General features: G+C 52.2%; 17 protein-coding genes and 1 pseudogene. 9 read left to right on the top strand and 9 right to left on the bottom strand.

Translation table 11 applies throughout. The features are described 5' to 3' along the window. Window positions 1-29: 29 nt before the first annotated feature. Window positions 30-191: a hypothetical protein gene (locus tag AB0A83_RS20300; RefSeq protein ID WP_190303206.1), complete on the top strand. Its 162-nt coding sequence runs from the start codon at window positions 30-32 to the stop codon at window positions 189-191. Window positions 192-367: 176 nt separating this feature from the next. On the opposite strand, the gene AB0A83_RS20295 is transcribed toward AB0A83_RS20300, so the two are convergent. The 4 genes and pseudogenes from AB0A83_RS20295 to AB0A83_RS20280 all read right to left on the bottom strand — a co-directional run bounded on the left by AB0A83_RS20295 (window position 368) and on the right by AB0A83_RS20280 (window position 4550). Continuing rightward, entirely contained in the window at window positions 368-1153 is a 786-nt protein-coding gene (locus AB0A83_RS20295; RefSeq protein ID WP_150051666.1) for an outer membrane protein OmpK, read from the bottom strand. A 63-nt stretch (window positions 1154-1216) separates the two neighbouring features. Further along, window positions 1217-2260: pseudogene (gene ilvC / locus AB0A83_RS20290) on the bottom strand (ketol-acid reductoisomerase); the annotation flags it as partial. Between the two features lie 61 nt (window positions 2261-2321). Next, entirely contained in the window at window positions 2322-2813 is a 492-nt protein-coding gene (gene ilvN / locus AB0A83_RS20285; protein WP_150051662.1) for an acetolactate synthase small subunit, read from the bottom strand. Continuing rightward, window positions 2814-4550: an acetolactate synthase 3 large subunit gene (locus tag AB0A83_RS20280; RefSeq protein WP_150051660.1), complete on the bottom strand. Its 1737-nt coding sequence runs from the start codon at window positions 4548-4550 to the stop codon at window positions 2814-2816. A 155-nt stretch (window positions 4551-4705) separates the two neighbouring features. Between AB0A83_RS20280 and AB0A83_RS20275 the strand changes: the two genes are divergently transcribed. Further along, window positions 4706-5413 (top strand): 4'-phosphopantetheinyl transferase superfamily protein, encoded by a 708-nt coding sequence (locus AB0A83_RS20275; protein WP_367155062.1) that lies wholly within the window; start codon window positions 4706-4708, stop codon window positions 5411-5413. 3 nt (window positions 5414-5416) lie between these two features. Here the strand turns inward: AB0A83_RS20275 and AB0A83_RS20270 are convergent, their stop codons facing one another. Both AB0A83_RS20270 and msbA read right to left on the bottom strand, forming a co-directional pair. Then, on the bottom strand, window positions 5417-5899 hold the full coding sequence (locus tag AB0A83_RS20270; RefSeq protein ID WP_150051656.1) for an MEKHLA domain-containing protein: 483 nt from the start codon (window positions 5897-5899) through the stop codon (window positions 5417-5419). Window positions 5900-5925: 26 nt separating this feature from the next. Then, the gene (msbA, locus tag AB0A83_RS20265) at window positions 5926-7728 is read right to left on the bottom strand and encodes a lipid A export permease/ATP-binding protein MsbA (protein ID WP_150051654.1); all 1803 of its coding nucleotides are present in this window, start codon (window positions 7726-7728) and stop codon (window positions 5926-5928) included. A 48-nt stretch (window positions 7729-7776) separates the two neighbouring features. Here msbA and AB0A83_RS20260 point away from each other — a divergent pair, with 48 nt between their 5' ends. The 4 genes from AB0A83_RS20260 to AB0A83_RS20245 all read left to right on the top strand — a co-directional run bounded on the left by AB0A83_RS20260 (window position 7777) and on the right by AB0A83_RS20245 (window position 11908). Then, window positions 7777-8901: a glycosyltransferase family 9 protein gene (locus AB0A83_RS20260; protein ID WP_367155060.1), complete on the top strand. Its 1125-nt coding sequence runs from the start codon at window positions 7777-7779 to the stop codon at window positions 8899-8901. A 140-nt stretch (window positions 8902-9041) separates the two neighbouring features. Next, complete coding sequence (locus AB0A83_RS20255; RefSeq protein ID WP_367155059.1) at window positions 9042-10328, top strand: O-antigen ligase family protein; 1287 nt, start codon at window positions 9042-9044, stop codon at window positions 10326-10328. Beyond that, a complete protein-coding gene (locus AB0A83_RS20250; protein WP_367155058.1) occupies window positions 10325-11149 on the top strand; it encodes a glycosyltransferase family 2 protein in 825 nt (274 codons plus the stop codon). The genes AB0A83_RS20255 and AB0A83_RS20250 overlap by 4 nt, the downstream gene beginning before the upstream one ends. Before the next feature lie 21 nt (window positions 11150-11170). Continuing rightward, window positions 11171-11908 (top strand): glycosyltransferase family 2 protein, encoded by a 738-nt coding sequence (locus AB0A83_RS20245; RefSeq protein ID WP_367155057.1) that lies wholly within the window; start codon window positions 11171-11173, stop codon window positions 11906-11908. A gap of 110 nt (window positions 11909-12018) precedes the next feature. Here the strand turns inward: AB0A83_RS20245 and AB0A83_RS20240 are convergent, their stop codons facing one another. The 3 genes from AB0A83_RS20240 to AB0A83_RS20230 are packed head-to-tail and all read right to left on the bottom strand — an operon-like array spanning window position 12019 to window position 14257. Beyond that, window positions 12019-12747, bottom strand: coding sequence for a TIGR00266 family protein (locus AB0A83_RS20240; RefSeq protein ID WP_367155056.1), 729 nt, complete (start codon window positions 12745-12747; stop codon window positions 12019-12021). A gap of 32 nt (window positions 12748-12779) precedes the next feature. Further along, a complete protein-coding gene (gene dapE, locus AB0A83_RS20235) occupies window positions 12780-13907 on the bottom strand; it encodes a succinyl-diaminopimelate desuccinylase (RefSeq protein ID WP_367155055.1) in 1128 nt (375 codons plus the stop codon). Then, window positions 13904-14257, bottom strand: a complete 354-nt coding sequence (locus tag AB0A83_RS20230; RefSeq protein WP_367155053.1) for an ArsC family reductase — start codon at window positions 14255-14257, stop codon at window positions 13904-13906. The genes dapE and AB0A83_RS20230 overlap by 4 nt, the downstream gene beginning before the upstream one ends. Before the next feature lie 284 nt (window positions 14258-14541). On the opposite strand from AB0A83_RS20230, the gene AB0A83_RS20225 reads away from it, so the two are divergent. The 3 genes from AB0A83_RS20225 (at window position 14542) to asnB (ending at window position 18681) form a co-directional block, all read left to right on the top strand. Further along, complete coding sequence (locus tag AB0A83_RS20225; RefSeq protein WP_150051639.1) at window positions 14542-15372, top strand: ABC transporter permease; 831 nt, start codon at window positions 14542-14544, stop codon at window positions 15370-15372. A gap of 18 nt (window positions 15373-15390) precedes the next feature. Then, window positions 15391-16680, top strand: coding sequence for a polysaccharide ABC transporter ATP-binding protein (locus tag AB0A83_RS20220; protein ID WP_367155052.1), 1290 nt, complete (start codon window positions 15391-15393; stop codon window positions 16678-16680). A gap of 78 nt (window positions 16681-16758) precedes the next feature. Further along, window positions 16759-18681, top strand: a complete 1923-nt coding sequence (gene asnB / locus AB0A83_RS20215; protein WP_367155051.1) for an asparagine synthase (glutamine-hydrolyzing) — start codon at window positions 16759-16761, stop codon at window positions 18679-18681.

The raw sequence follows: 18681 nt of genomic DNA, 5'->3' as shown, positions 1-18681 counted from the left end.
AAACGGCTGAAATTCAGCTAGGGGCTAACATGAACAAATCCAATAATCTTTACAGAGATATTGCGACCGGTATTTTCTTTACCACCGGTGTGCTCGGATTCATGTCTGGCGAGTTCATACTCTCCACCATGTTGTTCGGCGCCGCCACAATTTCAAGCAATCTTGATTTTACCGGTTCGTTTAAAGCTTAAGCGTTATTTTGTTGTACCTCCCTCGTTGTTAACATCCTGTCTTTCTAGCTCTGTTAACACTTCTGACCCTCGCCTTTGCGAGGGTTTTTTTTGCTCATGAGTTTGCTTGTGCTATTGCAGATACGCTGGTTACGGACGTTGGCTCAAGCTTGCGTGCTAGGTTGGTTTTTCGACAATTAAAATTTCCACAAAATTAACGCTTGCGGCACGCTCTCGTGTAAGCCTTTAATGCCGTATTTATTATGCCAATACTGGTATTCCAAGCCGATAAACAAGTGGTTGCGGTGTTCAAACAAGTCGCCGACGTCCAAGCGCAACTGCGGTTGAGCTAGGGCCTGCCGTGCTTGGTGGTTGCCTTTGGCGCCGATGAAGTCGGCAAAGCCTTCGAAGCTCCAGCGGCTGCCGGCAATCTCGAACGGAAACTTCCAAACCGGGGTGATTTGCCAGGAAGTACCGACATCGTCCGGTTCAGTTACGCGCTGGCGTAGAAAATCGATATTGAAATAGTCGAAGCCGGGAATGTCTAAATCGACGCTTACTCCGTATAGCCAAGCTCTATAGCCGCTATACGGAGCATCCAGATTTTCGCCCAGGTTTATGCCTCCGGTCAGACCGAAATCCTTGACAATGCCGTAAGACAAATCCAAGCCGGTGAGCTTGCCCATGCTCAGCGTGCTGTACTCCTCGCCGTACAACTGGGTTTGGGACGGCTCGCCGGCCTCTGAGAACATCACATCCATAAAGAAAAAATTGCGGCCGAAATCCCAGCCGTGGCTATGGGTCACCGTTATTAACGAACGGCTGACGTCATTGGGATTAAAGGGTTCCCGGTAATTGGCGCCGTGTAGGTATTGAATTTCGCTGACGCTCCATAGCATCCAATCGGCTAGGCACGGGGTAATGGCGAAGGAAGCGAGAATGGAGGCTGAGGCCAGGCGAGCGCAGCGCGGTGGATCGAACATCTAAAAATCCTGCGGGCATAAAAAAGCCCATCGTGAGATGGGCTTTAAGCCTAGTAGAAAAGCTTAGTTTTTGCTTTTATCTACGATTTGGTTGGCCTTTATCCAAGGCATCATGGCCCGCAGTTTTGCACCCACGGTTTCGATCGGATGCTCGGCATTCAGGCGGCGGCGTGCGGTCATTTCCGGGTAACCTGTAGCGCCTTCCAAGATGAATTGTTTGGCGTAACGGCCTTCTTGGATGTTTTTCAACGCTTCTTTCATGGCTTTACGGCTTTCGTCGTTGATGACTTTAGGGCCGGTCACGTATTCGCCGTACTCGGCGTTGTTGGAGATCGAGTAGTTCATGTTGGCGATGCCGCCTTCGTACATTAAATCCACGATCAGTTTAAGCTCGTGCAAGCATTCGAAGTAAGCCATTTCCGGCGGGTAGCCGGCTTCGGTCAGGGTTTCGAAACCGGCTTTGACCAGTTCTACCGCGCCGCCGCACAGTACCGCTTGTTCGCCGAACAAATCGGTTTCGCATTCGTCGCGGAAGGTGGTTTCGATGATGCCGGAACGGCCGCCGCCGATGGCGGAGGCGTAAGACAGACAGACTGCCTTGGCTTGGCCGGATGCGTCTTGATGCACGGCGATCAGATCAGGAATGCCGCCGCCTTTGACGAATTCGGAGCGCACGGTGTGGCCCGGCGCTTTCGGGGCAATCATGATCACGTCCAAATCCGCGCGCGGTACGACTTGGTTAAACAAAATGGAAAAGCCGTGGGCGAAAGCCAAGGCTGCGCCTTGTTTGATGTTCGGCTCGATTTCTTCTTTATAGAGTTTGGACTGAAATTCGTCCGGGGTCAGAATCATCACCACGTCGGCTCCGGCAACGGCTTCCGGCACGTCTTTGACGGTCAGGCCGCTGTTTTGGGCTTTAGCGACGGATGCGGAACTGGCGCGCAAGCCGACCACGACGTCGACGCCGGAGTCTTTCAGATTATTGGCATGAGCGTGGCCTTGCGAACCGTAACCGATGATCGCGACTTTTTTACCGCGGATGACCGACAAGTCGGCATCTTTGTCGTAATAAACTTGCATAGATGTTCTCGTTTTTGTTTGGGTTGGTGAAGTTTGGCGAGCTTGCGGCCGGGAATTTTACAGTCCGGCCGCGCTACGTCTCTATGAGTTATAGATGTAAACCTTTTTCGCCGCGGGAAATGCCGGTCGGGCCGGAGCGCACCACTTCGATGATGCAGCCTTCCTCGAAAGCTTGAATAAAGGCGTCCAATTTATTGGAAGGGCCGGTCATTTCCACCACGTAACTGCTCGGGGTGACATCGATAATCTGACCGCGGAAAATGTCGGCCATGTTTTTGATCTCCGTGCGGGTTTCCGGCGTGGTTTTAATTTTGACCAGCATCAGTTCGCGTTCGATATGCGGTGCGTCGGCCAAATCGATAAGCTTGACGACATCGATCAGTTTATTCAGTTGTTTGGTGATTTGTTCGATGATCTCGTCGTTGCCGCGGGTCACCAGGGTCATGCGCGACAGGCTGGGGTCTTCGGTAGCGGCGACGGTTAGCGATTCGATGTTGTAACCGCGGGCCGAGAACAAACCGGATACGCGCGATAAAGCGCCCGATTCGTTTTCGATCAAAATCGAGATGATATGTCTCATTTACGATAACTCCCTGTCCAGCGGTGTGCCCGGGGCGACACGCAGTTTCATATCGTGGTGGGCTTTGCCGGCTTCTATCATCGGATAGACGTTTTCGGTCCGGTCGGTGATGAAATCCAGGAATACGGTGCGGTCTTTCATTGCGAAGGCTTCTTGCAAGGCCGGACGTACGTCGGCCGGTTTTTCGATGCGCATGCCGACGTGGCCGTACGCTTCCGCCAGTTTGACGAATTCCGGAATGGTGTCCATATAGGATTGCGAATAGCGGCTTTGGTAGGAAAATTCCTGCCACTGCCGCACCATGCCCATGTAACGGTTGTTCAGATTGACAATTTTAACCGGGGTGTGGTACTGCAATGCGGTGGAAAGTTCCTGTATGCACATTTGGATGCTGGCTTCGCCGGTGACGCAGGCGACGTCGGCTTCCGGGAACGCCAGCTTGACGCCGATAGCGGCGGGCAAACCGAAGCCCATCGTTCCCAGTCCGCCCGAATTGATCCAGCGACGTGGTTTGTCGAATTTGTAGTATTGCGCCACGTACATTTGATGTTGACCGACGTCGGAGGTGACGTAGGCGTCGCCTCCGGTTATTTCGTACAGCTGCTCAATGACGAATTGCGGTTTGATGAACATGCTGCCGCGATCGTATTCCAAGCATTTGACCTCGCGCCAGCTTTCGATCAACTGCCACCAGGCGTCCAGCGAGGATTTGGCCGGCTTATGTTTGCTGTCCTTAATCAACTCGATCATTTGTTCCAGCACCGGCTTGACTTCGCCGACGATGGGGATGTCGACCCGCACGGTTTTGGAGATGGAGGACGGATCGACGTCGATATGGATGATCTTGGCATACGGGCAGAATTCGGCGATTTTGCCGGTTACCCGGTCGTCGAAACGCGCGCCTACCGCCAATATGACGTCGGCTTCGTGCATCGCCATATTGGCTTCGTAAGTGCCGTGCATGCCCAGCATGCCTAAAAACTGTTTATCGGTGGCCGGGTAGGCGCCTAAGCCCATCAAAGTATTGGTGATCGGGTAACCCAGCATTCGGGTCATCTCGGTCAATTCTTTGTGGCCTTCACCCAAAATTACGCCGCCGCCCGAATAAATCACCGGCCGTTGCGCCGACAGCAGCAATTCCACCGCGCGCTTGATTTGCCCCTTGTGCCCGACAATCACCGGGTTGTAGGAGCGCATGCTGACTTTTTTCGGGTATTTATAAGGAACTTTTATGTTCGGATCGGTAATGTCTTTGGGAATGTCGACCAAAACCGGGCCCGGCCGGCCGGTAGTCGCCAGGTAAAAAGCTTTTTTGACGGTCTCGGCAATGTCGTTGACGTCCTTGACCAAAAAATTGTGCTTGACGCAGGGGCGGGTGATGCCGACCGTATCCACTTCCTGGAAGGCATCGCTGCCGATCACGGGCGAAGGTACCTGACCGGAAATGATCACCATAGGAATCGAATCCAAATAGGCGGTGGCAATGCCGGTCACCGCGTTGGTGGCGCCGGGGCCGGAAGTCACCAGCACCACGCCGGGTTTGCCGGTTGCGCGCGCGTAGGCGTCGGCCGAATGGGTGGCGCCTTGTTCGTGCCGAACCAGGATGTGTTTTACGTCGTCTTGATGGAAAATGGCATCGTAGATGTGTAACACGGCCCCGCCGGGGTAACCGAAAATATATTCGACGCCTTCGTCTTTAAGACTTTGGACCAGAATTTGTCCGCCGCTGAGTTCCAATTTTATGTCCTCAAAATACCAAGCAATTTTGAAAATGCGATTTACGGAAAAAGGTTGTGTAAACTACTTTCTTTATCGCGTTTCGTCAAGGAAAACCAAGCATTTGCACAGTTTTTACGCGGAAAACCGGATTTCCGAAAGGCCGAGGCGGTCGGGTGATTAGAGCGGCGTTCGTCGATGTCTGGATTGGAAGTTTGGCGCTTGACCGTCCGGCGCTAGCCGGCTGTTACGGCATGTTGTCGGCGGAAGAACGGGCCAAAGCCGAATCGTTCAAATTGAATCGCGTGAGGGATCGCTATGCGGCAAGCCGTTTTTACCTTAGGCAAACCTTGGCTGATTATTTAGGCTGCTCCGCGCACGGCCTGCGATTTACCCTAGGTCCCTACGGCAAGCCGAGTCTGGCCTGTGGCTCGCTGTTTTTCAATATTTCGCATACCGGTGAGATGCTGTCGATCGCCGTGACTGATGTCTCCGAAGTCGGCATCGACATCGAAGCGGTGAAACCGCGCGCTAATTTGACGTGCTTGGCGCAACGCTGCTTTTCCCCGGCCGAATACGCGCATTGGCAAGCCTTGCCGGCCGCCGAACACAGCGCAAGCTTTTACCGCTTGTGGACCAAGAAGGAAGCTTATGTCAAGGCGATAGGCCGGGGTATTGGGTTCGGGTTGGAAAACTGCGAATTCGACCCGGCCGAGCATGGCCAAATAACGGCGCTGCCGCCGGGCTGCGGCGACCGCGACGCTTGGCGCATAGTCGAATTGGACGTGGGGGTTGATCACTACGCTGCGCTTGCGGTGGCCAACGCCGATTTTAAGCTGTCTATAAAGTCTTTGCCGGCGCCGGATAGCGGGCTAAACGCCTAACCCTCAGTCCAACGGCGTCCACTCGGCGAAACAGGCGGCTTGGCCCCGATAGGTTTGGTTTTCATCGTACAGATTCCACACTACCGCGTTGCGGATCAAAAAACGTTTGCCGGTTTTGGCAATGCGCACACCGCTGTAATGGTCGATGTAGCCTTTAGCGCCGACTTCTGCCAGCAAGCGTTCGCGTTCTTCGCGTGCGACCGGTTCCGCGGAAAAGCGCGACGGCATGCCGATAAGGTCCTGCCAGCGGGTTTCGAACAAGGTCAGTGCCGCGCGATTGGCGTAATTGAACACAGGATCGGCCGCCGTATCGTGCGACAACACTACCCGCTTGGCTTCAAAAATCTGTTGCGCCGGATTGTTAACCGGATGCGGGGGCAGTAGCGGTTGGCCCAGCAAGCGGAGGTAACTGCTCAGCAGCAGTTCGACTTGGCGGGAATGGAAACCGTTTTCCGGGCAAGGCGGTGCGAAGGGTTGGTGTTCCATGGCGAATACGGGCGAATTTCGGCTAGTTACGAATCGGGCTTTGTCGTGGGGGCCGTCTGATGGTCGGTTTGTACGGGCATTTCTTTGAATTGCATGCTATGCAATTTCGCATACACGCCGTTGCGGGCTAATAGCTCGCGGTGGCTGCCCCGTTCGACGATACGGCCTTTTTCCATGACTAAAATGACATCGGCGTTTTCTATGGTCGATAAGCGATGCGCCACCACCAGTGTGGTGCGGCCCTGCATGACCCGTTTTAGCGCCGCCTGGATGTAGCGTTCCGATTCGGTATCCAGCGCGGACGTGGCTTCGTCCAGAATCAGTATCGGTGCATCTTTTAGCAAAGCTCTAGCCAATGCTAAGCGTTGACGCTGGCCGCCGGATAGTTTGACGCCGTTTTCGCCGATTTCGGTTTCCATGCCGGCCGGCATTTTGTCGATGAAATTGCCGGCATAGGCGTCGACTGCAGCTTGCCGAATTTGCTCGGGGCTAGCCTGTTCCAGGGTGCCATAGGCGATATTGTTCGCCACCGTAGTATTGAACAAGGTGACGTGCTGGGTCACCAAGGCGATTTGTTGGCGCAGGCTGTCCAGCCGGTAGCGTTTGAGATCCACGCCGTCGATCAGAATTTCGCCTTCGCTGTAGTCGTAAAAACGCGGCAACAGGTTGATAAGGGTACTTTTACCGCCGCCGGAAGCGCCGACCAAGGCGACGGTTTGTCCGGGTTCTATGCTCAAGTTGATGTCCTGCAAGGCCGGCGTTTCGCTGCCCGGGTAGGTGAAGCTCAGGTGCTTGAATTCGATACGGCCTTGACTGCGCGGCGTCACGAAGTCGCCCTGGTCGGTTTCTAAAGGTTGATCCAGTACTTCGAACAGCGATTCCGCCGCCGCGATGCCGCGCAGGATTTCGGCGTTGGCGTCGCTCAGTTGGCGTATGGGCTTGGGCAGCAAAAACGCAGCGGTGAAAAAGCCGACGAATTCGCCCGGACTGGAGTGTTGCATGATCACCAGGGCCAAAAACATCATGCCGGCCAATGCGAAGGAAATTAGCAGTTGCATCAACGGATTGTTCAGCGACACCGTCATGATCAACTTGCGGTATTGCTTGCGATTTTCCAGGCTGGCGTCCTCGAAGCGCCGGCGTTCGTAGGCTTCGCCGCCGAAGCTTTTGACGATGCGGTTGCCGGTGACCATCTCCGAAGTGATGTGGGTCAAATCGCCGACGGTTTCTTGCATATTGCGGCTTAAACGCTTCAGCCGTTTGCCGACATAGCGCACCATGGTGATCACCACCGGTGCGATCAGCAAAAATACCAAAGCCAGGCGCCAATTGGTATAGGCCAAATAAGCCAGCAGGCCCAACGCGGTCAAGCCTTCCCGGATGTAGGAGCGGATCGAATCCGAAGTGGCCCGGGTTACCTCGCCGACATTGTTGGTTATCCTGGAAATCATGTAACCGCTGTTGTGGCTGTCGAAATACTGCACCGGCAGTTGGGTGTAATGATTGAAAATATCGCAGCGCAGTTGGTGGATGACGTTGCCGGAGATGCGCGCCAAATAATAGTTGCCTAAAAACGCGCCGGTGCCGCGCACCAAAAACAAGCCGATAAACAATAGCGGCAGGAATTGCAAGTCGGCGCGGTTCGGGCTGCTGAGGCTGTCGATGATGCGTTGGATGATCATTACCACCGCCGGTTCGGTGGCGGCGTAAACGGCGAAGCCGAGCGCGCTGACCAAGAACATGCGCCAATAAGGCCAAACATAGCGCAGTAGTCGCTTGTATACTTGCCCGTCGCTTGGCCGGTTTTTGTGAGTTTGTGTGCTGTCCAAGACTTAACCTCTGAATTTTGCCGCGCACTACGGCGCGAGACGATTGCTATGCCGAAAGCCAAACCCGCCAATATACAGCCTAAGCGCATTTTAGTGATAACCCTGCGCTATTTGGGCGATACCTTGTTGACGACTCCCTTGCTCAATGCCTTGCATCAAGCTTATCCGCAGGCGGCCATCGACGTGCTGTTGCCGGCGGCCAACGCCGGGATGTTGGCGGGCAATCCGGCCGTTGCGCAGATCGTCGAAATGCCGGTCAAACCTAAACTATGGACGTTTTTGCGGTTTTTGGCTGGGTTATATCGGCGCTACGATTGGGCGATTGCCGCGCAAGACGGCGATAGGCCGGCCTTGTGCGCAATCATAGCGGGTAAGCGTAGTTTAGGTTTCGTGCCGGAAGCGCTAGGCAAAGCCTGGTGGAAAAAGCTGTTATTTTCCGATGCTCTGGTTTTCCCCCGGGATTATCGGCATCCGCTATTGGAGAACCTGCGGTTTTGCGAGGTATTGGGCGTTGAGCCGTGTTATCGGCTGACGCCGCCTTGTTCGGACCAGAAGCCGCCGGTTGAGCCGCTCAAGCCCTATGCCGTGCTGCACATTATGCCGCAATGGCGCTATAAACAATGGCATAGCGCCGGCTGGCGGGCATTGATCGACTACTTGACCAAGAGCGGCTTACAGGTGGTGTTGTCCGGCAGCGGACATCCTGCGGAGCGGCAGGTACTGAACGAAATCGTGGCTGACGCGGCGGCAGTGCCTATCGATGTGAGTGGCCGGTTGTCGTTAGCGCAATTAGCCGATCTGATTGGCGGCGCGGCTCTGTTTGTCGGCCCGGATACCGGCATCACCCATATGGCGGCGGCGACCGGTACGCCGACGATAGCCTTGTTCGGCCCTACCGACCCACGCAAATGGGCGCCGTGGCCGGTTGGTTATGAGAATGCACAAGCGCCGTTTGCCGCCCGTGGCTCCCGGCGAGTAGGTAACGTTTATTTGATTCAAGGTCACACGGATAAGGAGTGCCTGCCTTGCCAATTGGAGGGCTGCGAGCGGCATAGAAACAGTCATAGCGAATGTTTGGACGATTTGCCGGTTCAAACCGTGATACGGGCGGTCGACGAATTTATTTCGCAGGCAAAGTCAAGCCGGGAAAACCCAGTTGCTTACTATTCTTAACGCCGGATGGGTTTAGCTTGGTTTATGCTATGTATAGATTAAGCGTTTAATATGAATAATTTGTTCGGCGCCGCTGCGGTTGCTTCCCGGTCGCCGAAAATAACCGGCAGATCATCGAAACCAATCAAAGAGCACCCATAATGCCGCAAATCTTGCTGGGGCTAAGACCTCTGGCATCGCCGGGCGATGCACTTCAAGCCTGCTTGGCTGTTTTACCTTTGTTGGTTTTGACCAAGTCCGGCTGGTCCGGCGTCATACTGGTTTTGAGCGCGGTATTGGGGGTGTGGATCGTGGTTGCTCAGCGGAATCGACCCTTCGATTTGCCGCCCGGTCAACGCCGATGGATGCTGGGTTTTGCGGTGCTGTTTTGCATGCCGGTGCTCGCGATTGCGCTGAGTCAGGCGATACGCCACGACTGGATAGGCCGCTACTACGATAGTCCGGCGCGTTTTCTGCTTTGCGTGCCGATTTTGCTGGCGCTGGTCAAGTTACGGGCGGACGTCGTTAAATTTTTTGCTTACGTCGTGCCTTGCGGCTTGTTGTTGACCGGCTTGGTGATTTCGTTGAAGTGGAATCTGTGGTGGGATACAACGCGCGTCTCGACCCATTTCGTCGATCCTCTAACCTTCGGCAGTGTGAATCTCACTTTGGGCTTGTTTTGCCTGTTAGCGATCGATTTGTACCAAAAAGATGAGTGGATAGTACGACTCTACAAATTTTGCGGCTTCGCGGTCGGCCTGTATCTATCGGTGTTGTCCAGTAGCCGGACCGGTTGGGCCGCCGCACCGCTGGTGTTGTTGATATGGCTAAACGCCCGTCTGGCGGGCTATCGCGTGTATGCGTTTGCCGCGGCGGTGTTGTTGAGCTTGGCGGTGTTTTATTTATCGGCGACCTTACGGGAACGTACCGGCATGGCGATAGAGGAAATCATGACCTACCACTGGGATGGGCCGAACCGGCATAACTCGGTCGGCGCCCGTTTATCGTTTATCCGCATGGCCGCTTTTTTGCTGGAACAAAATCCTTTCGGCGGTTTCGGCGACCGTGGTTTCGCAACGTTTATCGGCCATCCGGAACTGAACCGTTACGCCGTGGTAAAAACCCAAGAATTTGCGTTAAACGCCGGCTTTCATAACGAGATCGCTACCAATGCGGTGCGTTCCGGCATTTGGGGTTTGTTGTCCAGTTTGGCGTTGTTTGTGGTGCCGGCCGTGTATTTCGGCAAGCAACTGTGGGCCGACTGCAAAATCACCCAACGATTGGGGCTGCTAGCCTTGGGTTATTTGCTTTGTACCTTTGTCAGCGGTATGACGACCGAAGTCTTCAATTTAAAGTTTGCCGCTTCTTTTCACGCGATGATGTTGAGCTGTTTTATCGGCGCACTGTTGATCCGTTCGTCATCCGCCTCCGTAAATTTGAAATCATGAATCCAGCCAAGTACGCCGTTACCTTCGCTTGTTACAACCAAGTCGATTACACTCGCCAATGTATAGACAGCATGCTCAAACATGGGTTTGATCTGTCCCGTTTGGTCGTAGTGGACAACGATTCCAGCGACGCCACCCGGGATTATCTGCAGTCGCTGCCGCTAGGCGGGCGTATCTACAACCGGTCCAATTTAGGCTGCGGCACGGCTTGGAATCAAGGGGTTCTGGCCTTGCAAGCCGAATGGTCCGTCATCATGAACAACGATGTGTTGGTAAGCGCGGGTTGGTTGGAAAATCTGCTTACCAGCGCGGAACAAAATGGATTGAAGCTGGTTTCTCCGGCATTGATCGAAGGACCTTTGGATTACGATTTCGACGCTTTCGCAAAAACGGCTGAACAAAAGATGGGCAAGGTATTGCGCCGCGGCGGCCGGCATGCCGTTTGTTTGGCGGTGCACGAATCGGTTTGGCAACAGATAGGCTATTTTCAGCCGGTACCGAAACTGCTCGGCTACGAAGATACCCTGTTCTTTCACGAAGTGGATAAGGCCGGCATCCCGTGCGCGATTACCGGCGCTTCCTGGTTGCATCATTACGGATCCATTACCCAAACCGCGATGAAGCAGGAGCGTGGTTTGTCCGCCAAACAGGGACTGGGCAATCGTTACAACTACCGCTTGTTGCAACAGAGTTGGCTGCAGCGAAAATGGGCCAAGTATCAACGGGTGAGTCAGGCTAAGGCCTGGCGTCAGCACGAGCTGGTCGAATTCGGCATGACGCTGCACGGCAAGCGCGAAGCCGGCGAGTTTTTCTGGTATTGATTCGGGTTGGAACAGTCGCCTATGCTTAGCGTCATCGTCATCACCCGCAACGAATCGGCTCACATCGCAAAATGTCTGCAATCCGTGACTTGGGCCGACGAAATCGTCGTGCTCGATTCCGGCAGCGACGACGATACCGTAGCGATTTGCCGACAATTTACCGACCGGGTTTACAGTACCGATTGGCCGGGCTTCGGGCCGCAAAAGCAACGCGCGCTGCAGAAAGCCGGCCAGGAATGGGTGTTATCGCTGGACGCCGACGAACAGGTGTCTGAGGCGTTAAGAGCGGAGATCGAAACCGTGATGCGGACCGGCGCTTATCCTGCCTATCAAATACCCAGGCTTTCCAGCTATTGCGGCCGACAAATCAAGCACGGCGGCTGGTGGCCCGATTACGTCGTGCGGTTGTTTCGCGCCGAAGCCGGCCGGTTTAGCGACGACGTGGTGCACGAACGGGTGATAGTAGACGGTGAGCTTGGGCGTTTAAACAATCCGATCTTGCACGAAAGCTATGTCAACTTGGAAGAGGTGTTGGCGAAAGTCAACAGCTATTCGACCTTGGGGGCGCAAAAGTTAAGAGAACGCGGCGAGTCTTCCAGTCCGGCAGCTGCGGTGGGCAAAGCGTTTTGGGCGTTTGTCCGTACGTATTTTCTGCGGCTGGCGATCTTGGACGGCCCGCAAGGCTTCATGCTGGCGGTCTCCAATGCGGAAATCACTTATTATAAATATCTGAAATTGTGGCTGTCCGGTCGGGAGTGACGGTTTTCGAGCCGCGAACGGGCTGACGAACCTCGGCAGCCGAAAACGTCCAGGCCCGTGACCGATCGGTGTAAGCGTCGGTCAGGCAATTGGCAAAACTCGGCTAATACTTAACCTTGGTCGCCAACCGGCGGCAAATGACCTATCACCTGCTCCGCCAGCCGCGAAAACGGCATACTTTGCACCCACACCGAGCCCGTGCCTTTCATGGTTGCCAAAAACAAGCCTTCGCCGCCGAACAACATGCTTTTCAAGCCGCCGCTGAGAGCGATGTTGTAATCGATGTCGCCGCAGAACGCGACCAGGCAACCGGTGTCCAGGCGCAGGGTTTCGTTGCGCAGGTCCTTGCGGATGACCGTGCCGCCGGCGTGAACGAATGCCATGCCGTCGCCGCGCAAGCGTTGTAGGATAAATCCTTCGCCGCCGAAAAAACCGCTGCCTAAGCGCTTGTTGAACGCAATATCCACCTTGGTGCCGAAGGCCGCCGCTAAAAACGCGCTGCGCTGGCAAATCACCTGTTCGCCAAGCTCCTCTAGATTCAACGCAATGACCGAGCCCGGATAAGGCGCGGAAAATGCCGCCCGCCGTTTTTGTTTTCCCTTGTTGGTGAAATGGGTCAGGAACACCGACTCCCCGGTCAGCATCCTTTTGCCGATGCCGAACAATTTATCCATGACGCCGCCGGAGCCGTCGCCCATCTTGGTTTCGAAATCGATGTCCTGTTCGATGTAGGTCATCGCGCCGGCTTCTGCAATCACCGTTTCGCCCGGGTCCAATTCCACTTCGACCATCTGGATGTCGTGACCGACGATTTGGTAATCCACTTGGTGGCAGTTCATGTGTCACTCCTCGTAAACGAAAACGCAGAAAATCAAGCGAGCAAATTGATCAATATTTGCTCGTAAATGCGGCTTAAGGTTTCCAGTTCCTCCAAGCCGATGTGTTCGTCGACTTTGTGGATGCTGGCGTTGCAGGGGCCCAGTTCGATCACTTGCGCGCCGGTAGGCGCTACGAAGCGGCCGTCGGAGGTGCCGCCGCCGGTGTCGTCTATCGGTTCGATACCGCAAACGGTTCGGATTGCGGTATGGGTAGCCTGCAACAATTCGCCGGAGCCGGTTAAAAACGGATTACCCGACAAGCGCCAGTCTATTTGGTAGTCGAAGCCGTATTTGTCGAAGATGGCGTGGGTGCGGGCTTTGATGGCCTCTTCGTTCAGTTCGGTACTGAAACGCAAGTTAAATAAGGCCTCCAATTGACCGGGAATAATGTTTTCCGCGCCGGTACCGGCGTTGATGTTGGAAACCTGCAAGCGGGTGGGCGGAAAGAAGGCGTTGCCGTTATCCCAAACTTCGGCGGTCAATTCTTGTAAAGCCGGAGCAAAGGCGTGAATCGGATTAGCGGCCAATTCCGGATAGGCCACATGGCCCTGGATGCCGAACACGGTTAATTTGGCGCATAAGGACCCGCGCCTACCGACTCGAATCACGTCCCCCACGGTTTTGCTGCTGGAAGGCTCTCCCACCAAACACCAATCGATTTTCTCGCGCCGCGCCTCCAGAACTTCGACGACTTTGACGACGCCGTGGGTGGCAATGCCTTCTTCGTCGCTGGTCATCAACACCGCGATCGAGCCTTTGTGCGAGGGATGCCGAGTCAGAAAGCGCTCGACGGCAGTGACGAATGCGGCGATGCTGCCTTTCATGTCGGCCGTGCCGCGACCGAATAGTTTGCCGTCGCGGATGTTGGGTTTGAACGGTGCAGAACCCCAAGCCTCGGCCGGGCCGGGCGGAACTACATCGGTATGGCCCAAAAACACGAACAAGGGGCTGCGAGTGCCACGCCGCAACCATTGATTTTCGGTATCGGCAAATGGAAGACGCTCATCGACGAAACCCAAAGGGGTTAAGCATTCGGCCAACACGTCTTGGCAGCCGGCATCGGCCGGGGTGACCGATTCCAGTCGAATCAGGCGTTGTAACAGTTCCAGGGTATCGCTCATAGCAGTGCGGAGATTTGTTCGGGATCAAAGCCGACCAACAGGCGTTCGTCGATGGAAACGATCGGCCTTTTGATTAAAGTCGGGGTTTCCAGCATCAGCTGTAAGGCTTTTTCCGGGGTGAGGTCGCGTTTGCTGTCTTCGCTTAGCTGCCGCCAGCTGGTGCTACGTTGATTCAACACCGCATCCAGGCCGAGGGTAGCGACGAATTGCCGTAATAACTCCGCGTCCAAACCGTCGGTCCGGTAATCGTGGAAATGATAGGCAAGATTACGGCCATCGAACCAAGAGCGCGCTTTCTTTACGCTATCGCAGTTTTTGATGCCGTATATGACGATGGTTGGGGTTTGCATCACAAATACTAAGGAGTTAAAAGAGGGTGAGAAAAAATTACTGTAGATAGCGGGCCCTATTGTGTGAAAAACCGACTAGAGTTGTCCAGTAATCAGCGCCGATGGCTAATTCGGCCAGCACGGATAGCAAAAAAGTAGCTTTGGGCGTGCCCAACGATGAAAGATAGACCGATAGCGGGCTTTAACTGTGTAGCCGGCATTGTTAGTCGCTCCGCTAAACTTGAAATGCCCCAACAAGGTTGCGCGCCTTATGCGCATTTGAGAATATCCCTTCGACTTGACGAATGCACCAATATCAGCAGACAGTTATCACCCCGCAGAAAACCATCAGCGATGCCGGTCGCGAATTGTGGGAGTACCGGGATTTATTCTATTTTTTAGCCTGGCGCGATCTTAAAGTGCGTTACAAGCAAACCGCAATCGGTGCAACCTGGGCGATATTACGGCCGCTGTTAACGATGTTGGTGTTTACCGTGGTGTTCGGACGCCTCGCCAAAATGCCGAGTGAGGGCGAAGCACCCTACGCGATCATGGTTTTCACCGCGATGCTGCCTTGGTACTTCTTTGCCAACACGCTGAGCGAAGCCGCAAACGCGGTCGTCAACAATTCGGCGATGATCAGCAAGGTTTACTTCCCACGAATCATCGCGCCGACTGCGCCATTGTTGGTCAATACGGTCGATTTTTTCATTTCCTTCGCGCTATTGATAGTAATGATGGCGTGGTACCGTTTCGTACCTTCGCTTGCGATAGTGCTGTTACCGGGTTTTCTGCTGCTGGCCGCTATCACGGCATTAGGGCTCGGTTATCTCATATCGGCGTTGAACGTCAAGTATCGGGATTTCCGTTACGTCGTTCCGTTTTTAGTGCAAATCGGGCTGTATATCTCTCCGGTCGGCTTCAGCAGCCGGGTGATACCTGAACAATGGCGCTCCCTCTATTCCCTGAATCCCATGGTAGGCGTTATCGACGGTTTCCGCTGGATGGTGATTGGCGATTCGGTGCAGTTGGACTGGCAGCGCTTTGGGTTGTCGACAGGCGTTTCCATCCTGCTTTTTTTGATCGGCTATCGGTATTTTATGCGCACCGAACGCCAGTTTGCCGATAGTCTGTAACAGCTTGGCCTTTATTACATGAGTGTCGCGATCAAAGTCGAAAATCTGGGTAAGAGTTACTGCATTCAACATCAGCAACAGAGCAGGTACACCTATCAAACCCTGGCGGAAAAACTCACTAGTGGCATCAGCCGACTCGGCAGCCGCATCGTTCATCCTTTTGCAAGTATCGAAACGGCGCAAAGCCGGGAAGAATTTTGGGCGTTAAGAGACCTCAATTTCGAGATCGAGCAAGGCGATAGAGTTGGCATTATCGGTAGAAACGGCGCGGGAAAATCCACCCTGCTTAAGATACTAAGCCGGATCACTCACCCGACGACGGGAAAAGTCGTCATCAACGGGCGGGTGTCAAGTTTGCTCGAGGTCGGGACCGGTTTTCACCCCGAACTGACCGGCCGGGAAAATATCTATCTAAATGGCGCGATTCTCGGTATGCGCAAGCATGAAATTCAACGTAAGTTCGACGAAATAGTTGAGTTTGCTGAAGTGGAAAGGTTTTTGGATACGCCGGTCAAGCATTATTCGTCCGGGATGTATGTCAGGCTGGCATTTGCGGTTGCGGCGCATTTGGAGCCGGAAGTTCTCATAATTGACGAAGTGCTTGCTGTAGGCGATGCAAAATTCCAAGCGAAGTGTCTAGGTAAGATGGAGGAAATAGGACATAGCGGAAGAACTGTCATTTTCGTTAGCCACAACCTGTCTTTTATTCAACAGCTATGTACCACATGCATCCTGTTGGCCTACGGTGAAATGATAAGCCAGAAAACATCTAACGAGGCTTGCCGAGATTACCTAGCCACACTAGGTAGCGCTAAAGAGTACCTCGAATGGACAAGAAAGCAATATGAACACGACAAAGATGCGCAAATAACATCAATCAAAGTGACTAACTCCACAGATACTCAACTTAATGTGATATTTCCAAATAACGATACGTTTATTGATATGTGTTTTGTTATCGCAAAGCCTGTAAACGAAATGAAAATTACTGTCGCATTACTGGATGAATATAAAAATCAAATATTTGGATCGTTTCCTGAAGATGCCGGTCTGAAAACACCTGATCAGTCTGGAGAGTATCATGCACGAGTAATAATTCCTGGAAATATTATGTTCCATAACAAGTCATATGGAGTAAAAGTGCTGTTGTGGCATCCTGATACAGGCATTATAGATTGTATAGATAATATACAGTTTACAACAGGCGATATCCCATGCCTGGCAAATAGTACGCGTGGTGGAAGAACAGGGGTAATTACTATGAAGTGCGAGTGGAATATAAGGAATACTTCAAATATTAAATTGTAAAGAATAGTTGTGTTGGGAAACTTTGCGCCAATTAAAGTGAAAATTTAATAATCGTAATCGAAAAAACTAATTAGCAAAATGTGTGGAATATCCGGCCTGTGGGTACGAAGCTCAAGCTTGTCACGGGTTGAGCTTGAAAATATTATTAATTGTATGACGGATGCGCTCGAAAATCGAGGGCCTGACGGTCGCGGTGTCTGGATAGATAATAACAATTCACTGGCTCTAGGTCATCGTAGACTGGCTATTCGTGACTTGTCGGAATTAGGGCGCCAACCTATGTTGTCAAGTTGTAAACAACTTATAATTTCATATAATGGAGAAGTATATAATACTGAGGAAATAAAAAGGGAGTTAGAAGCGATCGGTAGATGGTGCAAAGGTCATTCGGATACTGAGGTGATATTGGAGGCATGCGCTGAATGGGGAGTGGAGCAAACGGCTAAAAAACTAATTGGAATGTTTGCGTTTGCAGTTTGGAATATAAAAAGTCGCGAACTTTATCTAGTAAGAGATCGATTTGGGATAAAGCCTTTGTACATGTACTTAAACTCACGGGTTATACTTTTTGGCTCAGAGGTTAAAACGTTCAAATATTATCCCGGGTTTCAGAGTGAAGTTGATATTGATGCAGTGTCTAGTTTTCTTAAGCACGGTTATGTGGCTAGTAATTGTTCGATATATAAGGGTGCGGTAAAAGTAAAGCCTGGCAGTATGATTAAATTTAATAGCGATTTTACATATAAAGAAATAATATATTGGGATGCACTGGAAGAAGCCTTGCGGCAAAAACAAAGCATAAGATACCGTAACGCCAGTGATTATATTGATCAAATGGAAAAATTGATTAATAACGCAGTGAATATAACAACTGTTAGCGACGTACCAGTCGGTGCGTTTTTATCCGGAGGAATAGACTCTTCGCTGGTTGTAGCAATTATGCAATCATCAAGTATCAAACGAATTCGGACTTTTTCTATAGGCTTTGAGGAAACGTCTTATAACGAAGCCAACTACGCAAAAGAAATTGCTCAATACCTTGGGACTGACCACACTGAAGCCTATATGACTTCGACTCAAGGCTTGTCAATTGTTGAAGAATTAGGAGGTGTTTATGATGAACCTTTTGCCGACTCCTCACAAATTCCAACATTGTTTCTTTCGAAATTAACCCGACAGGAAGTTACCGTCGCTCTTTCAGGTGATGGCGGCGACGAGATTTTCGCCGGATATGACCGATATTTTGTACATAATAGTCCTTTGATGCTGCCATTCCTTAATCAAAAATTGAGACGCATTATTGGGAATAATATTAAAAAAATTGATAAAAGAACCTGGGATGTAATTTCGCGGAGTATGCCTTCGAAACTAAAAATAACGAACTTAGGTTATAAGGCACATCGATACGCCGATAGGGTATCCGCCAATCCTATTGAAACGTATTTAAAAAATATGATGCAATGGCAGGGAGACTATAACTTACTGGTGAGCAAAGAAATAAGTAATAATATCGATAGAGAAGCCCTGTACAATCGCCATTTTAATAATTACATCGAAGAGTTCCAATTATTAGACACTACCGATTATCTTCCCAATGACATATTAACCAAAGTTGATCGTGCTAGTATGGCTGTCGGATTGGAGGTTCGCGTTCCGCTGCTTGATCATCGGATATATTCACAGGCATGGCGACTCCCTTTAGATTTAAAGGTTGATAAAAAACAAGGGAAATTGATATTGAGAAAGTTGCTGAACGAATATGTGCCTGAGCACTTGTTTCAACGTCCCAAAATGGGATTTGGAGTTCCCATAGGTCAATGGCTCAGAACGAGTCTCAGAGATTGGGCTGAAAGTCTTTTGGACCAGCGGAGCATTCAGAAAAACGAATTTTTGAATCCAGGCTATATTCAGCAATTATGGAAAGCTCATTTGGCTGGCGATAATCATGAATATCTCCTTTGGAATGTGCTGATGTTTCAAGCGTGGTTGAGCAAGAGATAA

The sequence above is a fragment of the Methylomonas sp. HYX-M1 genome (assembly GCF_040741385.1).
In the GTDB taxonomy this organism is placed as follows: domain Bacteria; phylum Pseudomonadota; class Gammaproteobacteria; order Methylococcales; family Methylomonadaceae; genus Methylomonas; species Methylomonas rhizoryzae.
The sequence above is the reverse complement of the archived record's forward strand: the minus strand, read 5'-3'. Positions and strand labels throughout refer to the sequence as shown.

Bases quoted from the DNA above. Each gene is read 5' to 3' on its own strand.
- AB0A83_RS20240 (WP_367155056.1), bottom strand. From the start codon at position 12,747: ATGAACTGCCACCAAGTGGATTACCAAATCGTCGGTCACGACATCCAG.
- AB0A83_RS20245 (WP_367155057.1), top strand. From the start codon at position 11,171: ATGCTTAGCGTCATCGTCATCACCCGCAACGAATCGGCTCACATCGCA.
- AB0A83_RS20220 (WP_367155052.1), top strand. From the start codon at position 15,391: ATGAGTGTCGCGATCAAAGTCGAAAATCTGGGTAAGAGTTACTGCATT.
- dapE (WP_367155055.1), bottom strand. From the start codon at position 13,907: ATGAGCGATACCCTGGAACTGTTACAACGCCTGATTCGACTGGAATCG.
- AB0A83_RS20260 (WP_367155060.1), top strand. From the start codon at position 7,777: ATGCCGAAAGCCAAACCCGCCAATATACAGCCTAAGCGCATTTTAGTG.
- AB0A83_RS20300 (WP_190303206.1), top strand. From the start codon at position 30: ATGAACAAATCCAATAATCTTTACAGAGATATTGCGACCGGTATTTTC.
- AB0A83_RS20225 (WP_150051639.1), top strand. From the start codon at position 14,542: ATGCACCAATATCAGCAGACAGTTATCACCCCGCAGAAAACCATCAGC.
- ilvN (WP_150051662.1), bottom strand. From the start codon at position 2,813: ATGAGACATATCATCTCGATTTTGATCGAAAACGAATCGGGCGCTTTA.
- AB0A83_RS20270 (WP_150051656.1), bottom strand. From the start codon at position 5,899: ATGGAACACCAACCCTTCGCACCGCCTTGCCCGGAAAACGGTTTCCAT.
- asnB (WP_367155051.1), top strand. From the start codon at position 16,759: ATGTGTGGAATATCCGGCCTGTGGGTACGAAGCTCAAGCTTGTCACGG.
- AB0A83_RS20250 (WP_367155058.1), top strand. From the start codon at position 10,325: ATGAATCCAGCCAAGTACGCCGTTACCTTCGCTTGTTACAACCAAGTC.
- AB0A83_RS20255 (WP_367155059.1), top strand. From the start codon at position 9,042: ATGCCGCAAATCTTGCTGGGGCTAAGACCTCTGGCATCGCCGGGCGAT.
- AB0A83_RS20295 (WP_150051666.1), bottom strand. From the start codon at position 1,153: ATGTTCGATCCACCGCGCTGCGCTCGCCTGGCCTCAGCCTCCATTCTC.
- AB0A83_RS20230 (WP_367155053.1), bottom strand. From the start codon at position 14,257: ATGCAAACCCCAACCATCGTCATATACGGCATCAAAAACTGCGATAGC.